Genomic DNA, 24,698 nt, shown 5'->3' on the forward strand with positions numbered 1-24,698 from the left:
TATAAACGTTACAAGTTTTTTTAAATAAATTTGATTTATAAAATAATCGCTTTCAACCCCGGTATGTGAGGGAATTAAGGAGGTTTAGCGTTAAGGCTGGTTTCACAGTTGGTTTACCCTTTATAATTACATGAGATCTTATTGTACAAGTTACAAGGGGGTTCATATATGATAACAAAGGTAAACCGGCAGTTAAATGAGGGTCCTAAAATTCAAAAAGAACAAGAGCTTGTTACCAAAATGATTCGTATATATTGTAAGAAAAAACATCATCATAAAGGCTTTTGTGAGGAATGTCAGGAATTAAACGAGTATGCGCTGAAGAGGTTAGCCTATTGTAAGTTTGGTGAAGAGAAACCAGCTTGTGCCAAATGTCCTGTTCATTGTTACAAACCGGATTATCGCCAAAGAATTAAAGGGGTTATGCGTTTTTCTGGTCCGTGGATGCTGCTCTATCACCCCATTGAGTCGATTAGGCATATTCCGCTACCTAATAAATTGAGAAAATAAGTAAAAACCGGACATCATTTGATGCCCGGTTTAATGTATTTTTAGGTATTATTCTCCCAGCTTTTCAGCCTTCACCAAAATCTCTCGCAAAACACGGGCAACCCGGCTTTTTCTTCTCTTTACTTTTACACTTATCCGTCTTAACGACTCTTGGTATAGGGCGGTATCATTGGGTTCATAGAGCTGTTTGGCGGCAATCCGTAACGTCCTTCTCATTAATATTGCTGATGAACGTGTTGACTTCGTTCGGTATCCTCTGCGCAAGACCCGTATAGTATGTTTGTATTTCTCCAGGTCTTCGTTTGGAGGAACAAGGGCGAACAGATTTAGGGAAGAGTCATTGAACCCGTAGCTTTTGAACATGATTTTTAGATTCTCAATATTTATGAGATTTCCTCTGAAGTGGGTTGGATGTTCTTGGTGAACGCCGACAACTTCTTTGATGCTGTGAAAAGGGATTTTTAATCGATGCAGTCGATACCCAAGATCCCAATCTTCGAGTCCATAGAGGATAAACTGTTCATTAAAACCTCCAGCCCGTGTTAATTGGCTGCGTCTTATGGACACACAACGTGTGACGAGTAACATCCAAGGGGCTACATCTGTGCTGGCAAATTGCTTTTTAGTATTTGGAGGAACTCTTGAGGCAAAGGTGACTTTTGATAACGTCTCCGTCTGCTGAAGGATATCATTGGGTGTGATTATTGGGATAATTTCAGTCGCTGATTCGAAGTCAGGATTCCATAAGTTAGAAGGCGAAAGTGTATTGCGGCAATGTTCTTTTTCTTCAGGAGAAAAGTCTGGGTAGTAGTGGGTATAAGCGTCATCCCATGAGTGTGGAATACCTGAAATTATCGACTTAGGATATTTACGGTGATACTGGTTTACGATCCTAATGAATTCAGGGAATACCAGAAAATCAGCATCGCAGAAGATGACGTATTTCCCTTTTGCCTGACTCAGCCCCAGATTTCTTACGGCAGAACGGCCGCGTTGTTCCTGCTGAGCGACATAAATAAGCGGATAAGAAGTTTGAAAGCTTTCGACCATTTCCTTAGTACCATCTGTAGAACCGTCATCTGTGACGATCACCTCGAACCGATCCTTCGGATAGGTCTGTGTCTCGAATGAAGTGAGTGTAAGTAGCAGCTGCTGAAGTCGGTTATAGGTTGGAATTATGATGCTGTAACGGATAGCCAGAATGATCACCCCCACCATTTAATAAAAGTCCTTGAATAGGATAAATAATAACAATATATTCAGGGACTTTAGCCTGGTCTAGTCAAACGCCTTTAAGGGTGGAAATAGGCAGGGGACAGGGTTTAGCACGAATCAAAGATTTTATCTTTTTGTGAACTTACCTAGCTCCGTCTCATCTCTATTGTAAAGAACCCGCTATATTAGCGGGTTCTTTACTGTCTGTGCACTTAATTGTAGTAGACAGAATGCTCGGTATATGTGAAGTGCTATTAGTGAGATATAAGAACCCCATATTGTTTAAAAAAGTTGGTGATTTCAGAGATGTCCATCCGTTCATCAGGCAGATCTTCTGGATAATAAATGCCTGGGACCAATGGTTCTTCCTTTGATATCCGCAATAGCTTTTCTGCTTGGACAGCAGCTCCCAAAGCGGTAAGATGAGTCTGACCAAGCGGGTCAGAAATCGCTATTGTCCGTTCAACCCAGTGCCCATTATGATCCAGGCCCTTTAGATGAATAAGGATATGATGTGCGCTGCCAGTACCAGGATTGTAGAGCAGTCTTCGTCTAAGCGAACGGAATCGGTCCCCGCTGATCATCTTCCATATTCCGCTGTTAACTAGTCCGACAAGGATGGAGGTGGAGGCTTTGCTGTCGAAGGAGATGCGGAAGCTGGCGGAGTCGATATGCTCAGCTGTTGGCAAGGTGACATGATCTGGGGTGTCAAGCCGATAGCATTTTGCTGTATATCCATCTGGAAATTGGACTTTGATAGGGTCAGTCATTGGAAATACAAGACGTTTTTCCCCCCGTTCTGTAATATGGAATGGAATGGTCATACGATCCATGTACGCCGCGGAGTCGGGTCCTGCTTTGTCACGTAGAGAGTACAACGCGTGAATATCAACGGCGACGTTTTGAAGTGTGGCCGAGTGCAGCATGGCGAACAGCGAAGCAGTTCCCGCCATCCATCCCGAAGAAAGCACGATAGGAGCATAGAGGTCTGCTTTTTCTAACTTTGTGATTGATTGTTGGAATATCTCTGTCCAGCGAGTAAGATCGATCAGTGGGATTTTTCTTCTAACTGCAGACATAAGTAGCCGATCCTGCAGATCGTTGACGGAATTGATGATTAGCGATACATTATCGCCTGCATAAAGCAGTGGATCATCCGCATTATTATCAACTACGACTGTTTGTACCCGTGTGGACTCAAAAGGTGCTGCTTTTTGCGGTGACCTTCCTCCCAATATAATCTCGAGATCGGGATGTCGATCGTGTAATATTTGAGCAATTTGTCTGCCGACGGCACCGTATCCTCCTACAATAAGTACCTTTTTCCTATGCATATCTGCAACCTCCGTTTAAATGTTTATATGTTTAAGTTATTTAACATATTGCTTAAAAAAATAGGAATGACAAGTGCTAGTCAGGTTAATGGCATTAATTAGCACTGGCATTCCTCTTCAACGAAATGGACAAGTTGTTTCATAAGCGCTATCGCTTCGTCAAACTCAAGTCTGTAGAACATTTCCGTGCCCTTCTTCTGAACCTTAAGCAGCCCTGCTTGCCGTAATATTTTCAGATGATGAGAGACTGTAGGCCGGGACATGGGGATATGCTCTGCAATTTGGCTCACATTCATACTCTCTTTGTCGATCAGCAATGCAATGATTTGCTGACGAATAGGATCTCCCAAGCCTTGGAAATAGGGGCTTAAATTCTCGAAAATATGAATCGCCTTCTGATTACTATTAGATTCGTTCATAACTCCCTCCGTTATAATGTTTAATTGTTTAAACGTATCATAATATATTTCAGGGAATAATTCAATGCGTTGATAATCTCCGTTATTTTGGAGGAATCCTAGTTTATTAAATATAATCAAGGGACATATGGATATTTGTATTAAAATTGTGAGGTCATATGGTAAGGCGGTTTTATGGATGAACTCAAGTAAAAAATAATCATGTCCTTAAACAAAAGACACCTCGATGGGTGTCTTTTGTTTAAGGAATTCCAGAAAGTAGCATACAAAGCTCGGCTTATTCGCGGGGATAAAAAAGGATCAATAAGAGGCTGCTCTTTTTTATGTTCTATTTTCCACTAGGTAATAATTTATTCAATAATATTGCTGCCAATGAAGCAGCTAGGATAGGTGAGCCTAATAAATACTGCACGAATGTAGGTAAAGAGTTCAAGTAGTCACCAGGAATGAGTACCAACGCCAAGGTGATGATCATAGGTAAGGCAATAATGTACATTTCTTTTTCGCCGATGGTTACATTCTTCATTACTTGCACACCATTAATTGCGATGATGCCGCAGATGATGGCGAAGACGCCGCCGATTACAGCGGATGGAATGGAAGAGATCAAAGCGGCGAGTTTACCGGAACAACCAAAGAGGACAAACCATCCTCCTACAGCGAGAAAAACCCGGCGGCTGGCAACACCTGTAATGGAGATGATCCCTGCATTAGTTGAATAACCTGTAACAGGAGTCGAACCGAGCACAGAAGCAATAAGACAGCCAATTCCTTCTCCAATTACGCCGCGGTTAATATTTTTGTCTGTCAAAGGTTTATTGATTACATTGCTGACCGCAAACCAGGTGCCAGTTGTTTCAGCCAGCAGCACGATATAAATAATAACCATGGTGATAATAGCTGAAAAATTGAAGGAAAAGCCGAAATCAACAAAAGCGATCCGCGGCATGCTAAACCACTTGGCACTACTTATGGCTGAGAAATCTAAAACGCCCATAATATTAGCCGAAATACATCCAACTACTAACGCCATCATTACGGAAAGAATTCGGAAGACAGATCCTTTATTACGGAACAAAGTACCGAGAACCACAAAAATAAGCAGTGTAGCACCTGAAATAAGGGCTAATAATACATTTTGATTAATTGAAGCCCCGGAGGCTCCGTAGATATTATCTCTGATCGCAACAGGCAATAAAGATAGACCTACAATGAAAATGATTGTGCCACCTACGATAGGCGGGATAAAGTTTTTAACGATTTTATTAAAAATCCCCGCATAACCCAAAATAATAACCAGGATGGCCCCGATTAAACTGGCACCTAACACGGAGCTCCAACCGAGCTCCCCGCCACCACTAGCTGCATAAATACTGACGATCGCACCCAGTGGAACATAAGAAGGACCTTGAGCGATAGGCAGCTTCATACAGAAATAGGTTTGCACAATCGTTGCAAGTCCTGCGGCAATAAAGGTGGATTGGATTAACGCGCTGGACTGATTGGGCTGTAAGCCGATTAACATCGCAATCAGGAATGGCACTACATAGACATCCATAGCCAATACATGTTGAAAGCCGAGAATGACGGATTTACTAAATGAAACTTTTTCATCGGGTAGGACAGTTAGTAGCTGTGATTCCAAATGTGCTTGCTCTTGTACGTTTGCTTGTGTTTTCACTCCGATGCCCACCTTAAGTTTTCTAGTTTAATTAATCTTTAACGCGAATGAACTTTTTCACCCTGTACCCAGACTTCACGGATATTTTCAGGTCTAGCCAGATACATTATCTTTTGAAAAATATCTTGCAAATCTTCATTCTCATCAAAGACGGGCAATTTCGCCGAGTGTACTTTCGTATCGATTATTTGAACATCCCATGCATAACCTTCTAGTAACCGGCCGATAGGTAAGCTTAAGCTTTCTCCGCCGCCAGCGGTAGCAAGATAAAAGGATTCATGGATCGTAATTCGTGATCCCGGTACTCCGCGGTTTTGTGCAGAAAGTGAGGGATTCACACCATCCTCCAGCATTCTTGAAGACATTACGGCTTGTCTAATGTTGTCGAAGAGACTAGGTGAAAAACCTCCGGAAATATCAGAGCCTAAACCAATCTCAACGCCTTTGGCATGGAAGTCAGCGATCGGAATGACACTATTGGCAAAATACGCATTGGATATCGGACAATGCGCAATAGCTGTTCCTGTCTCTGCAAACAAATTCACATCATTTTCATCTAAAAAATTACAATGAGCCATGACAGATTTATCACTGAGCAGACCAAAATCATGCAAGGCAAAAGCATCGTTCTTCTGGAACCGTTCTTGCACATAACCATGTGCCCAATCACTTTCACTACAGTGCGATTGCACATACGTATCATATTTAGCGGCAAGTTCTCCCAAGCCTTGTAAAGCCTCATTAGTGCAGCTTGGAATGAACCTTGGTGTCACTACTGGATAAACGCCTTGTTTAGTAGATTTAGCGAGTTCTTGTACAGCTAGTATAAATTCTTCCGTATCCACTAGTGCGGTGTGGGTGTCGGAGTCGCGGTAATTCTCAGGATTTCCCTGCGGATCGTCCATAACCACTTTTCCAACGAGTCCACGTTGTCCTTTTTCCGCACATATTTTAGCCAATAATAGACTGGCCTCTTTATGCACCGTTGCAAAATAAAGTGCTGTAGTGGTTCCGTTTGCGAGCAAAGTACCAACCACGTCATCGTAGACTTTTTTTGCAAAAGCCAGGTCCGAGAATTTAGACTCCAGTGGGAAGGTATAAGTATTTAGCCAATCATAGAGCGGGATATCTAATGCAGTTCCAGATTGAGCCCATTGTGGCGCGTGGACATGCAGATCGATAAAGCCGGGCAAAAAATACTGGCCCTCGGCTAATACATGAAAATTGTCCTGACCTTGATAAGCATCAAGCAAGGGTTGATAGTCGGCGTGCTCCGGTGCAACGATCATTTCTATCATCCCATCCGAATTGATACAGAAGAGATGATCCTTTAAAATTTGAATTTCTTTTGGGGATAGGCTAGAAAATGAAGTGCCTAGGAATATTCGCATATAATTTCTCATGATTTCCGCCTTAATGTTCGTCTTTTGGTGTGCATTCGTTATTATAATCCGTGAAAAAGGATAAGTCCAGACCAAAAGTCGAATAAAGGCGTAATTGACAGATAGGAGGAGCTGAGGAATTGAAAGCGAATATGACGCATAGACGTCACGTTCGCTAGGCTAGAATACAGAAAAAGATAGAGGGAAGTAAAAAATGCTGATCGGCTTCGATTTCTTTACGGTTATAGGAAATGAATGCGGTTACTATCTTGTGATATAATAGATGAAATCGATCAATAGTTTGAGAAAATTGGATTAGGAGTGTTGCCTGGATGAGAAGATACAACATTTGGCGCCCGTTGATGTTAATTATTGTTGCTGTACTTACAAAAAGCTTGGTCACTAACCTATGCATTTTGTTTGGTATGCAGGCTGAATCAGCAAGTAGTATGGGGACGCTGGGCATGGTCATTGCCGGTTTAGTGATGTACAATCGCATGACAAATCGCCGACGTAAATAAGCTGGCCGGATAGATTATAAACGTCTGGTTATTATGTTATAGTAAAGATTGAAATAAAACTTGTATCGACCTGAAAAGGAGTACTTCATGACACAGTTTGTCTACAAACAAATTATTGATGACTTAAAAATGAAAATTTTTGCTGGGCAGTTTCCCGATATGAAATTACCGGATGAACGAACGCTTAGTGAAACTTATCAAGTGAGTCGTAGTTCTATTAAAAGTGCTCTGACTAAAATGGCAAATGCCGGCATTATTTTTAAAAAGCGTGGCTCAGGGACATTTATAAATCCTTTATACATAAAAAATGAATCTATTTTTAACTACGAAGGCTCTAATTTAGGTGTCACCGACAATTTTCAAATGAATGGGAAGAAGCCAAAGATTAAAGTTTTGAAATTTGAGGTCATTCCACCAACGGAAGAACTACAGCGGGATCTGTTTTTAGGCCCTCATGATTTTGTTTACAAAATCATTCGCTTACGTCTTTTTGATGATGAACCCTTTATGATTGAAACGGGTTATATCCCAATCAAAATCGTGCAGAATTTAAATCAGACCATTATTGAAGGATCTATCTTTAATTATTTGGAGGATTCACGAAATCTGGCGGTAACCAAATCCTTTTTATCGATATCCGCAGAACCCTCTGAGGCTACGGATCAAGAGCTGCTGCATTTGCAGGCAAATGAGCCAGTAAGCATTATGGAAGGGATTTTCTTTTTAGATAATGGCACGCCATTTGAATTCTCCCATATGCGCTTCCACTATAAATACTTAAAATTTAATACCTTTGTGTCCGTTCATTAAAAGTAAGACTGGGGAATTTTTCTCGGTCTTATTTTTTTTATTTTGCGCAAAATAGAAGAAGGACAAGTAGCAAATACCCCCGCAAACTTCAGTCCATATTTTTACATATATATTAATATTGACGTATTTTTACAGACAATTGACACTGTTTTTCATACTATGTTCATATTTTCACAAAATTGGACCGTATCATTTGTTGAAAAGGTTGAATTAATTTTTCGCGGCGGTATGATGTACTTGTGGAAGAAATTACGGCAATGTAGACACAGAAAAAATTTTGGGGAGTGGAAGAAATGGTATTATCCATGGATGTTGATTACTCATCAAAAACTTATTTAGAGAAGCTTGATGCATACTGGCGCGCAACTAACTACATCTCTGTAGGTCAACTGTATTTGAAAGATAATCCGTTGTTAAGAGAACCGCTGAAAGAAGCAGACGTAAAGATTAAGCCCATTGGACACTGGGGAACTATTCCAGGCCAGAACTTTATTTATGCCCATTTGAATCGGGTCATTACTAAATATGATTTGAATATGTTCTACATCGAGGGCCCTGGTCATGGCGGTCAGGTTATGGTTTCGAACTCCTATCTCGATGGTAGCTATACTGAAATTTATCCGGAAATCACACAAGATATCCCAGGCCTGAAGAAATTGTTCAAACAATTCTCTTTCCCAGGTGGAGTTGCTTCCCATGCTGCCCCTGAAACACCTGGATCGATCCACGAAGGTGGCGAATTAGGTTATTCTCTATCCCATGGTGTAGGTGCAATTCTGGATAATCCAGATTTGATCTCCGCTGTTGTTATTGGTGATGGAGAGGCTGAAACTGGCCCATTAGCGGCTTCATGGTTCTCCAACCGGTTCATCAATCCAGTTACTGATGGTGCAGTTCTGCCGATCTTGCACTTAAATGGTTTCAAAATCAGTAACCCAACGATTCTGTCTCGTCAATCCAAAGAAGAAATTACTGCATACTTTAAAGGTATGGGTTGGGAACCGTTCTTCGTTGAAGGCGAAAATCCTGATCTAATGCATCCGGAAATGGCTAAGGTGCTTGATACCATCGTTGAAAGAATTGAAGCGATTCAAAAGAATGCACGTGACAACAATGACCTGACGCGTCCGGTTTGGCCAATGTTGGTCTTCCGTTCTCCTAAGGGCTGGACGGGTCCAAAGCAATGGGATGGTGTTCCGAATGAGAACTCTTTCCGTGCCCATCAGGTGCCGATTCCAGTGGATCAAAAAAATATGAAGCATGCTCCGGCGTTATTGGAGTGGATGAACAGCTATAGACCAGAAGAATTATTTGATGACAATGGTCGTCTGAACGCTGAACTTGCTGAGATTCTGCCAACTGGCGACAGACGTATGGGAATGAACCCAGTTACTAATGCTGGCAACCAAATTAAAGATCTAAACTTACCGAATTTCCGTAAGTTCGCACTTGATAATTCCAAACCAGGTGAAGTAATAGCACAAGATATGGCCGTTCTGGGTAAATACATGAAAGATGTTATCTCTCTGAACGAAGAGAACCGCAATTTCAGAATTTTCGGACCGGATGAAACAATGTCCAATCGTCTGGGACCTGTCTTTGAAGTGACGAAACGTCAATGGTTGGATCAAGTGATTGAGCCGAATGACGAATTCCTAGCTTCTTATGGCCGTGTTATCGATTCCCAATTGTCTGAACATCAGGCAGAAGGTTTGCTTGAAGGTTACGTATTGACAGGTCGCCATGGTTTCTTTGCAAGCTATGAAGCTTTCTTGCGTGTCGTGGATTCGATGATTACTCAGCATTTCAAATGGCTGCGTAAAGCAACAGATCAAAGCTGGCGTGCTGATATTCCATCATTGAATGTGGTAGCAACTTCAACTGTATTCCAACAAGACCACAATGGTTACACTCACCAAGATCCAGGTTTGCTAGGTCACTTGGCTGATAAAAAACCAGAATTTATCCGTGAGTATTTGCCGGCTGATGCCAACTCCTTGCTGGCTGTTTTTGACACCGTCTTAAATGACCGTCAAAAAATTAACTTGATTGTTTCTTCCAAACATCCTCGTCCACAATGGTTCAGTGCGGATGAAGCACAAGAGCTGGTGGATAAAGGACTGAAGATTATTGACTGGGCAAGCACCGATCAAGGTGGAGAGCCTGATGTTGTCTTTGCTTCTGCAGGTACAGAACCAACTATCGAAAGCTTGGCTGCCATCTCTATCCTGCATGAAAAACTGCCGAACCTTAAAATTAGATATATCAACGTGGTAGACTTGTTGAAACTGAGAAGTCAAAAATTAGATCCGCGTGGCTTATCTGACGAAGAGTTTGATCAATTTTTCACAAAAGATAAACCAGTTATCTTCGCTTTCCATGGATATGAAGGTCTGATTAAAGACTTGTTCTTTGATCGCCATAACCATAACCTGCACGTACACGGATACCGCGAGAATGGCGATATCACAACACCATTCGATATGCGCGTATTGAATCAAATGGACCGCTTTGACTTGGCGAAGGAAGCTGTTCTGAGCTTGCCTAATGCTAACGACTATAAAGCGATCGCAGATGAAATGGATGCTATCGTTAAGAAACATCACCAATTCATTCGCGAAGAGGGTATTGATTTGCCAGAAGTAGAGAACTGGGTATGGAAAGCTTTGAAATAAGCGTATAGCCAGTACCATAGGAAGTAATACAAAAAGACACCTTTAGAGGTGTCTTTTGATTTGTTTAAATAACCATACAAAACAATTATAATCATTTTTTCATCTTTACCACTGTAAATATATGTGAGTAAATAGGTGGGTAAAGAAAGGGGAGAAATGTATGACATCTATTGATAAACTTCCCAAGTCTATAGAAATACAGCTTACAGAACAACCTTTATTTCACTCTGTATCCGATTTAATGAAAGATGGGCAATTCGGTGAGCAGTGGCTTGTATTGACTGAGAAGGAGATTTCCGTTTGGGGAACGGACGGGAAACTGGTCTCAAAGCTTCTAGTCTCGAATATTACTGATGCCCGGGTAGTAGGCGGGGTAGGCGGCGGATCGTTGCTTGTGGATACCCAAGAGGGGCCTATTATACTTATACGTTATACAGCATCACTTACCTCTATATTTGGTTTTGCTTCTAAATTAATTGGCGCTGTAGCTAAAGGCGAGGAACGGCCAACCGCTTCTGAAAAAGAGTTTCCAAGGAATTGTCCAAAATGCCGCAATCCACTGCCGGAAGATTCGCAAGCTTGTCCGGTGTGCAAGAGTAACGGCAAGGTTCTATTTCGGATGCTGAGCTATGCCAAGCCTTATAAGATCCAAATGATCGCTGCGGCGATTATGTTGATTTTTACTACATTGGTAGAGCTTGTTCCACCTTTTTTGACGAAGATGATCGTTGATAATGTGTTGACAGAAAAGGATATGGGCTCAACGCTTCTATGGATTGTGATCGGGCTAGCAGCCACATCCCTAGTAATTACTTTAATGCAGACTGTACGTGGACTTATAGGGGTATGGATTGGTTCCAAAATCATGGGTGATCTTCGTCATGATGTGTATTATTCCTTGATGAAATTATCTTTATCTTTTTTCGACCGAAGACAATCTTCGCAATTTATTGGACGGGTGAATAATGATTCAGAGGCGATGCGGCAATTTATGACTGACGGTGTAATCTGGGTCTCGGGTGAATTGCTACGGGTAATCGCTATTTTCACTATTATGTTCAGTATGGATTGGAAGCTAACGCTGCTTGCTATGCTGCCTATGCCGCTTATGGTGGTGCTGTCGACAGTGTTATGGCCGATGATTGGCAGACGTTGGTACCAGCAGTGGAGATCTATTTTTAGATTAAACGCTTTGGTTGGCGATTCTTTGCAGGGGATTCGTGTAGTCAAAGCATTCGGTCAGGAAACAACAGAGATGTCACGTTATACAGTCGCCAATAAGGAGCTGGTTCGGCATAATATTCGGATCGAAGGCTTATGGCAGGGGATGTTTCCTGCTTTTGCGTTGGTTGCTGGTGTAGGTACGTTATTAATTTGGTTTTATGGCGGGAAAACGGTGCTACAGGGACAATTATCCATCGGTACGCTAATCGCTTTGGTGACCTACCTTGGGATGCTTCTCGGACCTTTGCAGTGGGTGAGCCAAATGATCAACTGGGCCAGCCATGCGATTTCAGCAGCAGATCGGGTCTTTGAAATTATGGATACACCGTCAGATGTGCCTGATACTGTGAATCCAGCAGCCATCGGCCGCGTAAACGGTGAGGTTGAGTTTAAGCGGGTTACTTATGGATACGAAAAACATCATCCTGTGCTCAAGAATGTGAATTTAAAAGTGGGTGCGGGCGAGATGATTGGTCTGGTCGGACATTCAGGTGCCGGTAAGTCGACATTCATTAATATGATCTGTCGCTTCTATGACACAGATGAGGGAACCATTACCATCGATGGTGTGGACATCCGAAATATCAGCCAGTCAGATCTGCGTAGTCAGATCGGTGTAGTGCTGCAGGAGACGTTTCTATTCGACGGAACGATTGCTGAGAATATTGCCTATTCTAAACCGGACGCTACGGAATTAGAAATCATGCGCGCTGCAAAAATTGCCAACGCCCATGATTTTATCGTTCAATTGCCGGATGGCTATGATACAAGAGTTGGGGAACGTGGCCATAAATTGTCCGGTGGAGAGAAGCAGCGAGTGTCTATTGCCCGAGCAATAATTCACGATCCGCGAATTCTAATCCTAGATGAAGCAACAGCTTCTGTAGATACAGTGACCGAGCGGCAAATTCAAGAAGCGATCTCGCGACTGGTAAAAGGCAGAACGACATTCGCGATTGCCCATCGATTATCCACGCTAAGAAATGCGAACCGTCTTGTAGTGCTTGAACGCGGGAAGATCATTGAAGTGGGTACACATGAGGAATTGCTTGCTGCAGAAGGTGCTTACTTCAAGCTAGTTGAGGCACAGAAGGAAATGTCGCAGATTAAGGGGGTTGAGATGCATGAGTGATCCGAATCTTGTTAACGGGGAATTGAATCCTAAAGATCCCTATGAGATTAACATTCTTGAACCGGGTGCAATCTCTTTTAGCCGCAGTCAAGGTGGCGTGTTTCAAGGAGTAGTGGAGGGTCAAGTCTATGAGGAATTAATTCTTTTTCGTATATTTCCATTCCAATATACCACGGAGTATATTTCAGTTCGTAACTCCAAGAGTGAGGAGATCGGGGTCATTCGTGACATTGATCAGCTCGATGAAGAAAGTCGGGTGGAAGTGGACACAGAGCTCCGGCTGCGGTATTTTCTTCCGGTTGTAACCCGCATTGATTCTATTAAGCAAAAAGCGGATATGTGGATTTGGGAGCTGCAAACGAATCTGGGCCAGACCCGGATCGTTATGCGGAACCTGCACGAGCATATGCAGTATCCAAGTCATAAACGAATCATTCTTACGGATATCAATGGAAAAAGATGCGAAATCCGTGATTATCTAGCCCTGGATGTTCAGAGCCGAAACAAGCTGAAGGATGTTTTATAGTCTAGTTATGAAAAAGCTCCGCAGCCATTTGTTGATGGTCTGCGGGGCCTCTTTTTTTTATCCGTAGTTTCTGCTAAGGAAAAATTTGATGGCGTTCTCTCTTCGGTATGGTAATATATTACAACCGGATCTTTACCATAGGGGAGGTATGTGAGTGAAGCATAAATGGATCAATTCGCCGTACACCTTTGCTTTAGGGATGTTTGCGATGATGGTTCCCAGTCAGGCATTTAGTTCATTTTACAGTTACTTTTATGTTGAAAAATTAGGATTGGGCATTGGACTTGCTACATTAGCCAGAACCATCTTTCTGATCTGGGATGCGGTAAACAATCCGTTATTCGGCTATTGGTCAGATCGCACAGATACTCGTTTGGGTCGACGCAGACCATGGGTGTTTGGCTCAATTCCGTTATTCATGCTGGCATTTGTACTGGTTTTCTCCCCTCCCGGCGGATTATCTGAAAATGGATTGTTCACTTGGTTTCTAGTCACACTTATTTTCTATGAGGCTGTCGCCACTGTGTTGTGGGTGAATTATGGAGCGTTACTCCCGGAGCTCTTCCGTGGAGACCGTATTCGGGCAAAAGCCTCCGCGATTCAGCAAGGTTATCAAGTTGTAGCTTTGTTAATCGGTACTGCCTTAACCCCAATTATTTTTGCAGCTATTGGTTTCTCTAATATGGCTATAGTGTATGCCTGTCTCTTTGGAGTGTTTATGTTTTTATGTATGATGAATGTCCAAGAAAAGAAGGAGCCCACAGAGCAGGAACCCTTGAAGTTGATTCCGGCTTTTCGGGAGACCATTCGGAATAAAAAGTTTTGGGTGTTTAATATTTCGAACTCTTTTGCCCAAACGGTGAATGGACTTGTAAGCTCGATGATTCCTTTTTATGCAAAATATGTACTTCATATCTCAGAGGCTCAGGTATCGATTTTACTTGCAGCTGTTTTTGTTTCGGTCATTCCATTAGTATTCGTGTGGTACTGGATGATTCGTAAGATGGACGGGGTTAAGGCGTGGCGGTTATCACTGATCTTATATGCGTTATCGGTAATTCCGTTATGGTTTGGTTATGATCTCTTAAGTGGTGTGGCTGCTGGCGTAGTTGTCGGTTTCGGATTAGCCGGATTTCTAGTGACCCCAGCAATAGTAGGTGGCAAGATTATTGATGAGGATGCGGAAAAAACAGGTCTGAGAAGAGAAGGAATCTACACGTCTGTAAGCGGATTCATTACTCGTTCAAGCGGGTTAATCTCTGCGTTAGCTTTTTTCATTGTAGGTATGATCTTTGGCTATCAAGGCGGCGATGATCCAGGGTCCGATCCTGAAGCGACATTTAGGTATTTAATAAGTGTGGTGCCATTATGTCTGTTGGCCATAGCTGTTGTCATATCCTTCACAATGAAATTTACATTTATGGACTCTTTGAGAGGTGAGGCTGACTATGAACAAAAAATTAATCATCAATTGTGATGATTTTGGGCAAAGTCCCCCCATGAATCAGGCGATTAAACATCTGCTGGAAGAGGAAAAGGTATCCTCAGCAACGATTATGGCGGTGGCCCCTGGGTTTGAGGAGGCCGCTGCATGGTGTAGTCGCAGGCAACAACGGAATGTGGGACTTCACTTGACGATGACTAGTGAATTTGAGGCTTTGCGCTGGGCGAGCCTGACGGGAGAGACTTCTCTTCATGACGAGAGCGGACATCAATATAGGACGGTAAAAGAGTTCGAACAGGGGGCGCAGACAAAAGCCGTACTAAAGGAGATAGATGCGCAGTACGAGCGAGTAAAACAGTCGGGAATAGTGATTAGCCATGTAGACAACCACATGGGTAGTTTATACGGAGTGGAAACAGGACGCAGCTTGCTACCGCAGACGTTGTGGAAAATTTCGCGCTGGGGATTGCCCTCACGATTCTTCAGATACATCCATGCTGAGGATCCGCTTTTGGCATCGCTGAAAAATATTGAACGACCAGTTGCCCTTGGAGCAGGGCTGGCGGATACGTTTGGGGTGCCGATTCCCGACTATTTGCTATCGCATCCTTTTGGTGTAGAGGAAGGCGAGACGTATGAAAGTTTTAAAAGATCTATTATTGCTAAGCTGTATTCGTTGCCGGATGGCGTTAGTGAGACCTATATTCATCCCGGGATAGACGATCCATGGATGCAAGCAAATATTCCGCACTGGAGTAAGCGAGTTTGGGAGTATAAGTTGCCCTTTGATGATGATTTTACCTATGCCCTCAGTGATGCTAAGGTTGAATTGACCAATTATCGTTATGTACAGGAGCATCTAAAACATCCACGGTTAAGATCTGCAGCCAGATTGTTAAAGAACCTGATAAGATTATGAGCAAAAATAAAAGACACCTTGAGGGGTGTCTTTTGATTATCCCATTAATCCTTTTAGCCCGTTAAGGAAGGGGGAAATAGATTTAATCATATTGTAGCCCATCTTCATAACCGGCATAGTTTTTTGTACCATTCCAATAAAGTTGCCGATTCCCCCGAACCCGCCAAATCCGCCAAAACCACCGCCTCCAGAACTGGCAGCCCCTGCTCCTGCGGAGCCTAGAGCGCCTCCACCCATTCCGAAAAGTGAGCCGAATAAGGGCATTAATCCTGATACGTTTGCTTTCCGGGAGCGGGAAGAAGAGTGTTTTTTTGATTTTCTGTGTTTGTTTTTACGTGGTTTGGAAAGGGTCAGTCCATTCTTATCGAGGCCGGTTATCCATCCTATATACGTACGTCCATCATGTAACGTAATGCACACGGGTCTACCTTTCAGCTGTTCAGCACGTTTGCGAATCTTCGTTGTATTTGCCATTTGTGGATCACCTCATTGGTCTATTTACTTCTATATTACTCAGATATTTTTGTGTTGCTTGTGCTAGTTCATCATAAAAAAATATTTGGGTGAAAGAGCTACCACTTGTGTTGATGCCCATAATAATTCATTACACTCATATAATTTAATGTGCGATAAATAAATTATGGAGGGGTGAAAACTTGATATCAGCATGGATTGGGAGTATTACTTTTTTGGGAGCAGTGATTCTTTATATACTGCTGTCTCTGGGATTGCCTTATGGGGAATTTGCAATGGGAGGAAGACATAGAATTATGCCTTCACAAATGAGAGTCGCGTGTGGAGTTTCAGTAGTGATACAGCTAGTTGCCATCCTGTACTTATTGCAGGCAGGGAATGTGATCTCTATTGGATTACCTTTTGATAGAAGGGTATGTTATTTTTTTGCCGTCTATTTAATGCTTAATACTATAATGAACTTATTGTCGAGGAGCATGAAAGAAAAACTTGTGATGACACCCTTATCTTTAATAACTGCAATCTGTTTTGGGATTACTGCTATGAATGGGTAAAAAGTAGTGCCGGACATAGATTCGACTTTTCTAGACTTTATATAGGATTGTTTTTAGGACACATCTGGTGAAGATGTGTTCTTTTTGCATCTATTGACTCTTGACCTATAAAAACGGATTCATAAGTCTAGGTCTTTCTTCTTATGTTATTATATTTAACATTGTTTTATATTATTTTTACAATTATATGATAATTGGTTATGTTTGTGTGATATAATATCACAGAAATTATGTGAAAATGATAGGGAGGACTAATATTATTATGGGATGGAAGACACGATGGAATAAGCCGCTTGCGTCCGTGCTGGCAACTGCTGTGCTATCAGCGCAGGTACTAGGCGGAGTCGTTCTGGGCACAGTTTGGAGTCCAGATAAGGTAGCTGCTTCACCCGCATCTGGAGCAAAGGTTGAGCTCCGGTTAATGAGCACAACAGACGTACACACCAATGTGTATGGCTGGGATTATTTTAAGAATGCGGCATCGGTAACTGTCGGTCTTGACCGCACAGCAAGCTTGGTGAAGAAAGCTAGAAGCGAAAAATCCAATACCCTCCTGCTTGACAATGGGGATCTGATTCAAGGAACTCCGTTAGGTACTTACGTGGCGAAAAAATCGGAACTTAAAGATCCAACTGAGATTCATCCGATGATTGCGGCCATGAATGCTATAGGATATGACGCTGCGACTTTTGGGAATCATGAATTCAATTATGGATTGGAATTTTTAGATCGTACTATAAATGGTAGTGATGGACATGAGGATACAACAGGTGCAAATTTTGATTATGTGAATGCAAATATATATAAAAAAGATGGCTCGAATGCCTTTACTCCTTATGTCATTCTCAATGAGAAATTAAAGGATAGTAATGGTCAAGAACATACGATTAAAGTCGGCCTGATAGGCCTGGTTACTCCACAGATTATGGAGTGGGACAAGGTTAATCTGGAAGGCAAAGTTACCGTTGAAGATATTGCAGCAACGGCTACGAAGTTTGTCCCAGAAATGAAAGCTGAAGGAGCAGATGTCATTGTCGCTATGGCCCATGCTGGGTTTGACATCAATGCTGTTGAGGGTGATGGCTCTGAGAACGACATTAATGCGCTGAGTAAGGTTGCAGGTATTGATGCAATCACGTTCTCTCATACGCATAAGGTATTCCCGACTGGAAAAGACGATACCCTGGATGGTTTGTTCAAGGACCCTGTTACTGACAAGCCATATAATAACGAGAAAGCAGTAATTGATAATGTGAATGGCCACATTAACGGTACGCCTGCTGTACAAGCTGGTTACGGCGGTGCTTATTTGGGTCTAATTGATCTGGATATTGTACAAGGTGATAAAGGCTGGACGGTAGATAAGGAAAGCTCAAAAGCTTCAGCACTTTCCATTTACAAGACGGTGAACAAGGTTAACATTCCTACTGTTGAGCCTGACCCGACTGTAGATGCTGTGGTTGCAGCAGCGCATAATGCTACTATTGCTTATACTGAACAAAAACTGGGCGTTACGACGGCTCCAATGAACAGTTACTTCGCAATGGTTCAAGATGATCCTACCGTCCAACTTGTTACGTACGCACAGAAATGGTACGTACAGAACTATATTGATGTCAATGTTCCTCAATATAAAGATCTGCCAATTCTAAGCGTGGGTGCTCCTTTTAAAGCAGGGCGTAACGGTCCAGAAGAATACACTAGTATTGATGAAGGGAACTTGACTATTCGTAGCGCAAGCGACCTTTATCTATATGACAACACGCTTAAAGCAATCAAGGTTAAGGGTTCTGTTGTAAAAGAATGGCTGGAAATGAGTGCGGGCGCATTTAACCGCATCAAACCAGGGATCTCGACTCCGCAGTCTCTGTTGAATACGAAATTTTCAGTTTTTAACTTCGATGTAATCGATGGGGTTCAATATAAAATTGATGTGACGAAAAACGCGAAGTACAATCCGGATGGTACGATTAATGATGCTTCTTCGAGTCGTGTAACGGATGTCACTTACAATGATCAACCTTTAGATCTAGATCAGGATTTCATTGTTGTTACTAATAATTACCGCGCAAGTGGTGGCGGGAACTTCCCGGGTGTTAAAGGTGCAGAGCTGGTTGTAGACTCTCAAGATGAGAATCGTCAGGTTCTGATGGACTACATCAGTGAAGCTGGTACGATTGATCCAACTGCTGATGGTAACTGGTCCTTGGCACCCATCAAGGGCAATGTGAATGTTACATTTACAACAACACCTAAAGCGGCAAATGTACTCCCAGCGAACATTTCCGATACTGGACAGCAAGATAATAAGGGCTTTGGAATTTTCAAGCTAGATCTAAGTGTGAAGACACCTGCACCGACGGAAGATGTGGAGGTTCACCTTCTTGGAATTAATGACTTCCACGGTCAACTCGACACTGTTTCTACAGTGAACAATAAGTCTGTAGGCACAGCAGCCTATCTCGCGACTTATTTGAAAGCAACCCGTGCAAAATATGAGAACTCATTACTCTTCCATAATGGTGACTCCGTTGGAGCATCCGCTCCAGTATCATCCCTTGAGCGCGATGAGCCGACTCATGCTTGGATGAACATGATGAAATTTGATGTGGGTTCTCTTGGTAATCACGAATTTGACCAAGGTGTTGATGCACTGATGACACAGCTTTATGGCGGTGTCGACCCTAAGGATAATAAAGTTAACCATGCTGGATCTGATTTTGATTATGTTAATGCGAATGCAGTGGATGCCAAAACTGGCGAGCCAATTATTAATCCTTATGTAATCAAAGAAGTAGGCGGTGTGAAGATCGGCTTTATTGGTCTGGTAACGAAATCCACACCAAGCAAGGTAGCACCTTCCGGTACGGCTGGCGTGCATTTCCTTACGCCTGATGAGGAAGTGGCGGCTGTTGAGAAATACGCTAAGGAACTTCAATCTAAAGGTGTTGAGACGATTATCGTGCTTGCGCATGATCCTGCAACAACCAAAGATGGTGTGACTACAGGTGAAGCGGCTGATCTAGCCAATGCGCTTCCTGCGGAATCCCCTGTTGATGTTATCGTTGCTGGTGATAACCATGCACTTGCAAATGGAACAGTAAACGGCAAGCTGATTGTACAAGCTTATTCTTACGGTACAGCATTTGAGGATATCAAGTTGATCATTGATCCTAAAACAGGTGATGTGAAGGACAAGTCTGCTGTGGTAACTTCCACCTTCCATGATGGGGTAACCCCAGATCCGGAAAGTGTGGCACTGGTTAATGCTTACCTTGAGAAACATCCTGAGCTCACTCAACCAGTGGGTACAACGGACGGAACTATCACTCGTACCGATGCTTACAATAATGAGGCTGCACTTGGTAATCTGATTGCTGACTCTATGCGTAATGCTGACTTCGGCGATGGTGCAAAAGCTGCCGATTTCGCCTTTATGAATCCAGGCGGTATCCGTGCGGACCTTCCGAAAGGTCCTGTAACCTTCGGCGATCTGGCTAAAATTCAGCCATTCGGCAACACGCTTGTGAAGCTGACACTAACCGGAGCGCAAATCAAAACATTGCTGCAACAGCAATGGAATGTAAAAGCTGATGGAACACCAGATATCAAAACGCTGCAAATTTCCGGACTGAAATATACAGCGAATATGTATCTGCCAGTAGCCGATCGTATTGCGAGCCTCACACTAACTGATGGAACACCAATTAATCCTACGCAGAAATATACAGCAGTAGTAAATAACTTTATGGCTGCGGGTGGAGATAACTACAAGGTTCTGACTCAAGCTAGTGATTCATTGGCTGGACCTATTGATTTGGACGTGTTCTACGACTACATTGTAAAAACGTTTAATGGCAAAGAGATTAAAGCAGCCATTGAAGGTCGTATTATTAATAAATTAAAGGCTGATTCGGGATCAGGCAGTGGCAGTGGAGGCGGTTCTACCGGTGTAACTCCAACGCCTACTCCAACCGCGAAACCAACAGCAACACCAGCACCATCAACAGCGCCAACGGCAACACCTGCACCAACTACTGCGCCAGCAGCAAACTTCAAGGATCTGGGCAAGGTAGCTTGGGCGCAAGAAGCTATTGAAGCATTGGCTGCTAAGGGCATTCTGAAAGGTCTGGATGCAAATACTTTTGCGCCAACCAAAACAGTGACTAGAGCAGAGTTCGTTACGATGCTGGTACGCGCACTGAATCTTACGGGTTCAGCAACAACCAGTTCGTTCAACGATGTTAAACAAGGAGTTTGGTACACGGATTCTATCGCCCTTGCGGTGAAGGCTGGACTTGTACAAGGCTCTGGAAATGGCAAATTTGAACCGGGTCGTGAAGTGACTCGTGAAGAGATGGCCATTATGGTTGCTAACGCACTGAAAGACAAACTACAGCCGATTGATAAAAATGCAGCATTGGGTAAGTTTGCAGACAAATCCAGTATTGCTCCTTATGCACAAGAGGCTATCGCACAGCTAACTCAATTGGGAATCGTCAACGGTGTTGATGGTGGGAAATTTGCACCTAAGGGTATAGCTAATCGCGCTCAAGCAGCGGTTATCATCTATCGCATGCTTGGACAAGCATCATAATTCTATTGTTCTAACTAAAAGTGTATCGATGATCCTCTTGAGGGCATCGATACACTTTTTTTAAATATAAGAAAGTATAAGTGACACCAATACTCTTATAGTCTTCCCTTAAACGCTTACTGCCCTTACAAGGACACCGAAGGCGCTTTTACTTGTTAAATTTGTTGTTGCTCTTTCTGTGAAATCATGTTAACTTATATTCTGCACTGTATTTTTTTATATCTTGTGCGGTCGTGGCGGAATTGGCAGACGCGCACGGTTCAGGTCCGTGTGGGCTAACCCCCGTGGAGGTTCGAGTCCTCTCGACCGCATACCTAAGTGCATATAAACAGGCAATACTTTTGAATCGCTCTTCAACCTGAAGAGCCTTTTTCTATTTATACGCATAATTCAATTTGACAAACTCTATGTAAAAGAAGTGAAGCAAAGATGGAGCCTAATGTAGGTGTAAATACGAAGCAAAGTGTGCGGTTTCTGGAAAAGTATTTTTCTGGGGAGTCGATAGATTATCGTCAGATGATTGCTTTATTCATCCCTATCCTAGTGGATCAGGCCTTTGTGGTGGGTCTTAATCTAGTGAATACAGCTATGATAAGCTCGTCTGGTGTGGCAGCTATCAGTGCGGTCAATATGATAGATTCTCTTAATATTTTTCTCATTAGTGTGTTTATTGCCGTCTCAACAGGTGGGACGGTTGTTGTTGCGCAGTATAAAGGGAGCGGCAATGACCTCATGGTGTCAAAAGCTACGGCAGGTGCTACGTCATCTGTTTCGCTGATGGCATTTGCTATTGGGATGTTCGGAATTCTTTTTCACAATCCGCTGTTGAATTTACTATTTGGAGCGGCCTCACCGGAGGTTATGGAGAACGCCCGAATATATTTAATCGGGAGTTGTATCTCTTATCTTGGTATAGCTGTTGTGGAAGCGGTATGTGGTGCTCTTCGTGGAATTGGTAGAACGAGGGCCTCGCTTGTACTTTCGCTAATTATGAATTTAACTTATGTCTTATTGAATCTCGTCTTTATTAACCTGTTGCATATGGGTGTTCTGGGGATGACCATTTCTATAAATATAGCTAGATACCTGGGGGCGTTCTGCGCACTTTATTATCTATTCCGATTGGACAACGATCTGCATATCCGTATTCGCGATCTTGTAGCGGTTAAGCTGTCTATGCTGAAAAAAATAATGTTCATCGGGATGCCGTTTGCGGCAGAGCAGATGTTCTTTAATGGTGGTAAAATTCTGACTCAGATCTTCATCGTTAGTCTGGGTACGTATGCACTTGCGACTAATGCGATTGCCTCCTCCTTTGCAGGGATTATGCAAATCCCGGGGAATGCGTTGTCCTTGACGATTATTACAGTGGTGGGACAATGTATGGGAAGCAATAATGTTAAGGATGCTCGAAAATTTATTAAATCATTCCTTGTCGCCTCTTCTCTTTCCCTGGTGGTGATGGGGTTGCTGATTATGCCTTTTTTCAATCCATTAGTGTCTATGTTCCATCCTCCTGCTGAGATTGTGGGTGATATCTTCCTGATTGTGCTCATCAATACGATTGCGCAAATTCCGTTATGGTCTATAAGCTTTATTACGCCTTCGGCGCTTAGAGCGGCAGGGGATTCCAAATTCACCTCCATGGTTTCGATGCTTACGATGTGGCTGTTCCGTGTAGTGCTCGGATACATCTTAGGTATTGTTCTGAACTTTGGTATACTCGGCGTTTGGCTGGCGATGAATTGTGAGTGGGGGATCAGAGGTTTGATTTTCCTGCGGCGATTTATGGGCAAGAAATGGGTTCAGCATCGTGTTATATAATAGATATAAAAAAATCAAAGGACGCCCTGAGGGGTGTCTTTTTTGTATGCTCTGATGAGTGCCTTTGGAGAATGCAGCTTGAGTATTTCTTGGGTAGCGGGGTAATAATATGTAGGAATTGCGTCTTTATGCTTACTAAAACACACAACAAGGAGTCTTGCACAATGTCACATTTCGTTAGATCCGTTACTTCACCAAAGAAATTTATCTCCGGCCATAACTTACTGTCAGATCTGAATGAGTATATTAAGGCGTTTGGCGATCATGCCTATGTGATCTGTGATGAGTTCATTTTGGAACGTGCTAAGAAAGAGGCGGGGAGTTCCATCGAAGGTGCGGGGAATAAGGCTACTTTTGAAAAATTCAATTATGAATGTACTCAGGAAGAGATTAATCGTAATCGGGAACTTGCCCGTAAAGCTGGGGCGAATATCATCGTCGGTATCGGTGGAGGTAAAACACTGGACACCGCCAAAGCTACTGCGTATTATGAGAAGCTGCCTGTAGTTATTTTTCCGACGATTGCATCTACTGATGCACCATGTACAGCGCTGGCTGTCATTTATAATAAAGATGGTTCATTTGATCAATACTTATTCCTCCCAAGTAATCCGGATGTGGTCTTGGCGGATACAGCGATTTTAGCTTCAGCGCCTTCCCGTTTTTTCGCAGCTGGAATTGGCGACGCACTGGCTACTTATTTTGAAGCCCGTGCTTGTTATGCCTCTAATGGCGACAATCTCGTACTCATGAAACCTTCTACAACGGGTCTAGGTATATCAAGACTTTGTTATGAAGCTCTACTTAAGAATGCGGTAAAAGCTAAACGTGCGGTCGATCAGAAGCTCTATACACGCGCGGTGGAGGAGACCATTGAAGCGACAATTTATCTAAGTGGTGTGGGTGCTGAATCTGGTGGTCTGGCTGCCGCGCATGCTATCCATAATGGGATGACAGCCGTTCCTTCACTACACAAAGCTCAGCATGGTGAAAAGGTTACGTTTGGTCTTTTAGCCCAGTTAGTACTGGAAAATGCCTCAAATGAGGAGCTGGAAACTGTCATTGAGCTTATCAAGGATGTAGATCTTCCGCTAACCCTCGCCGATCTGGGGTGCACGGAATTTATCGAATCCGAATGGCGCCAAGTTGCTGAAGCTGCTTGTGCAGAAGGAGACACAATGGGCAATATGCCGTTCCCGGTTACTCCGGAAGATGTGTACAATGCGATAGTGGTGGCGAACTCGCTGGCAGAGTCTTATAAATAACTAGCACAACTAATATGTAGTGATAATGAAGGCGCCCTTGGGGGTGCCTTTTGTTTTTATATAGGTTAAGCTGTTGAAGTAGAGTAGGGGTAAAATTATGCTTATAGGTATCGGCTTCGGCATACTTAATCACGGGATAGGGTGCCTACGGAAACGAGATTATTGCTAATCGCCCCGTTGCTGTGCCAATAT

17 protein-coding genes and 1 tRNA gene are annotated in these 24,698 nt (G+C 42.9%); 12 read left to right on the forward strand and 6 right to left on the reverse strand.

The features are described 5' to 3' along the window. Positions 1 to 168 precede the first annotated feature (168 nt). The gene (locus MHI51_RS01240; protein WP_076275903.1) at positions 169 to 510 is read left to right on the forward strand and encodes a nitrous oxide-stimulated promoter family protein; all 342 of its coding nucleotides are present in this window, start codon (positions 169 to 171) and stop codon (positions 508 to 510) included. A gap of 48 nt (positions 511 to 558) precedes the next feature. Here the strand turns inward: MHI51_RS01240 and MHI51_RS01245 are convergent, their stop codons facing one another. The 5 genes from MHI51_RS01245 to guaD form a co-directional block, all read right to left on the reverse strand. Next, a complete protein-coding gene (locus MHI51_RS01245; protein ID WP_076218295.1) occupies positions 559 to 1,710 on the reverse strand; it encodes a glycosyltransferase family 2 protein in 1,152 nt (383 codons plus the stop codon). A 269-nt stretch (positions 1,711 to 1,979) separates the two neighbouring features. Next, positions 1,980 to 3,059 carry a saccharopine dehydrogenase gene (locus MHI51_RS01250; protein WP_076218283.1) on the reverse strand — a complete coding sequence of 360 codons (1,080 nt, stop codon included), beginning with the start codon at positions 3,057 to 3,059 and terminating at the stop codon, positions 1,980 to 1,982. 98 nt (positions 3,060 to 3,157) lie between these two features. After that, positions 3,158 to 3,478, reverse strand: coding sequence for a helix-turn-helix transcriptional regulator (locus tag MHI51_RS01255; protein WP_076126921.1), 321 nt, complete (start codon positions 3,476 to 3,478; stop codon positions 3,158 to 3,160). Positions 3,479 to 3,806: 328 nt separating this feature from the next. Continuing rightward, positions 3,807 to 5,159 carry a uracil-xanthine permease family protein gene (locus MHI51_RS01260; RefSeq protein ID WP_076192601.1) on the reverse strand — a complete coding sequence of 451 codons (1,353 nt, stop codon included), beginning with the start codon at positions 5,157 to 5,159 and terminating at the stop codon, positions 3,807 to 3,809. Between the two features lie 38 nt (positions 5,160 to 5,197). Then, positions 5,198 to 6,562: a guanine deaminase gene (gene guaD, locus MHI51_RS01265; RefSeq protein WP_342410332.1), complete on the reverse strand. Its 1,365-nt coding sequence runs from the start codon at positions 6,560 to 6,562 to the stop codon at positions 5,198 to 5,200. A 311-nt stretch (positions 6,563 to 6,873) separates the two neighbouring features. On the opposite strand from guaD, the gene MHI51_RS01270 reads away from it, so the two are divergent. The 7 genes from MHI51_RS01270 (at position 6,874) to MHI51_RS01300 (ending at position 15,792) form a co-directional block, all read left to right on the forward strand. Beyond that, positions 6,874 to 7,062 (forward strand): hypothetical protein, encoded by a 189-nt coding sequence (locus MHI51_RS01270; RefSeq protein ID WP_036687195.1) that lies wholly within the window; start codon positions 6,874 to 6,876, stop codon positions 7,060 to 7,062. Between the two features lie 87 nt (positions 7,063 to 7,149). After that, positions 7,150 to 7,872, forward strand: coding sequence for a GntR family transcriptional regulator (locus tag MHI51_RS01275; protein ID WP_076126926.1), 723 nt, complete (start codon positions 7,150 to 7,152; stop codon positions 7,870 to 7,872). A gap of 293 nt (positions 7,873 to 8,165) precedes the next feature. Continuing rightward, complete coding sequence (locus MHI51_RS01280) at positions 8,166 to 10,547, forward strand: phosphoketolase (protein ID WP_175618986.1); 2,382 nt, start codon at positions 8,166 to 8,168, stop codon at positions 10,545 to 10,547. Positions 10,548 to 10,707: 160 nt separating this feature from the next. After that, positions 10,708 to 12,903 carry an ABC transporter ATP-binding protein gene (locus tag MHI51_RS01285; protein ID WP_405173495.1) on the forward strand — a complete coding sequence of 732 codons (2,196 nt, stop codon included), beginning with the start codon at positions 10,708 to 10,710 and terminating at the stop codon, positions 12,901 to 12,903. Next, positions 12,896 to 13,429 (forward strand): DUF1854 domain-containing protein, encoded by a 534-nt coding sequence (locus tag MHI51_RS01290; RefSeq protein ID WP_076275906.1) that lies wholly within the window; start codon positions 12,896 to 12,898, stop codon positions 13,427 to 13,429. Before MHI51_RS01285 ends, MHI51_RS01290 begins: the two co-directional genes overlap by 8 nt. A 154-nt stretch (positions 13,430 to 13,583) precedes the next feature. Continuing rightward, positions 13,584 to 14,906 carry an MFS transporter gene (locus tag MHI51_RS01295; RefSeq protein WP_076275907.1) on the forward strand — a complete coding sequence of 441 codons (1,323 nt, stop codon included), beginning with the start codon at positions 13,584 to 13,586 and terminating at the stop codon, positions 14,904 to 14,906. Continuing rightward, complete coding sequence (locus tag MHI51_RS01300; RefSeq protein WP_076275908.1) at positions 14,878 to 15,792, forward strand: polysaccharide deacetylase family protein; 915 nt, start codon at positions 14,878 to 14,880, stop codon at positions 15,790 to 15,792. Before MHI51_RS01295 ends, MHI51_RS01300 begins: the two co-directional genes overlap by 29 nt. A 36-nt stretch (positions 15,793 to 15,828) precedes the next feature. Here MHI51_RS01300 and MHI51_RS01305 read toward each other — a convergent pair whose 3' ends face one another. Continuing rightward, on the reverse strand, positions 15,829 to 16,266 hold the full coding sequence (locus MHI51_RS01305) for a hypothetical protein (protein WP_076126935.1): 438 nt from the start codon (positions 16,264 to 16,266) through the stop codon (positions 15,829 to 15,831). 816 nt (positions 16,267 to 17,082) lie between these two features. On the opposite strand from MHI51_RS01305, the gene MHI51_RS01310 reads away from it, so the two are divergent. The 4 genes from MHI51_RS01310 (at position 17,083) to MHI51_RS01325 (ending at position 24,506) form a co-directional block, all read left to right on the forward strand. Further along, on the forward strand, positions 17,083 to 21,417 hold the full coding sequence (locus MHI51_RS01310) for a bifunctional 2',3'-cyclic-nucleotide 2'-phosphodiesterase/3'-nucleotidase (RefSeq protein WP_405173496.1): 4,335 nt from the start codon (positions 17,083 to 17,085) through the stop codon (positions 21,415 to 21,417). 227 nt (positions 21,418 to 21,644) lie between these two features. After that, positions 21,645 to 21,728, forward strand: a tRNA-Leu gene (locus MHI51_RS01315). Positions 21,729 to 21,846: 118 nt separating this feature from the next. Further along, on the forward strand, positions 21,847 to 23,241 hold the full coding sequence (locus MHI51_RS01320) for an MATE family efflux transporter (protein ID WP_076218289.1): 1,395 nt from the start codon (positions 21,847 to 21,849) through the stop codon (positions 23,239 to 23,241). Positions 23,242 to 23,405: 164 nt separating this feature from the next. Next, positions 23,406 to 24,506 carry a glycerol dehydrogenase gene (locus MHI51_RS01325; protein ID WP_076218290.1) on the forward strand — a complete coding sequence of 367 codons (1,101 nt, stop codon included), beginning with the start codon at positions 23,406 to 23,408 and terminating at the stop codon, positions 24,504 to 24,506. The last annotated feature ends 192 nt before the right edge of the window (positions 24,507 to 24,698 follow it).

The sequence above is a fragment of the Paenibacillus sp. FSL H8-0260 genome (assembly GCF_045040625.1).
Taxonomy (GTDB): domain Bacteria; phylum Bacillota; class Bacilli; order Paenibacillales; family Paenibacillaceae; genus Paenibacillus_AQ; species Paenibacillus_AQ odorifer.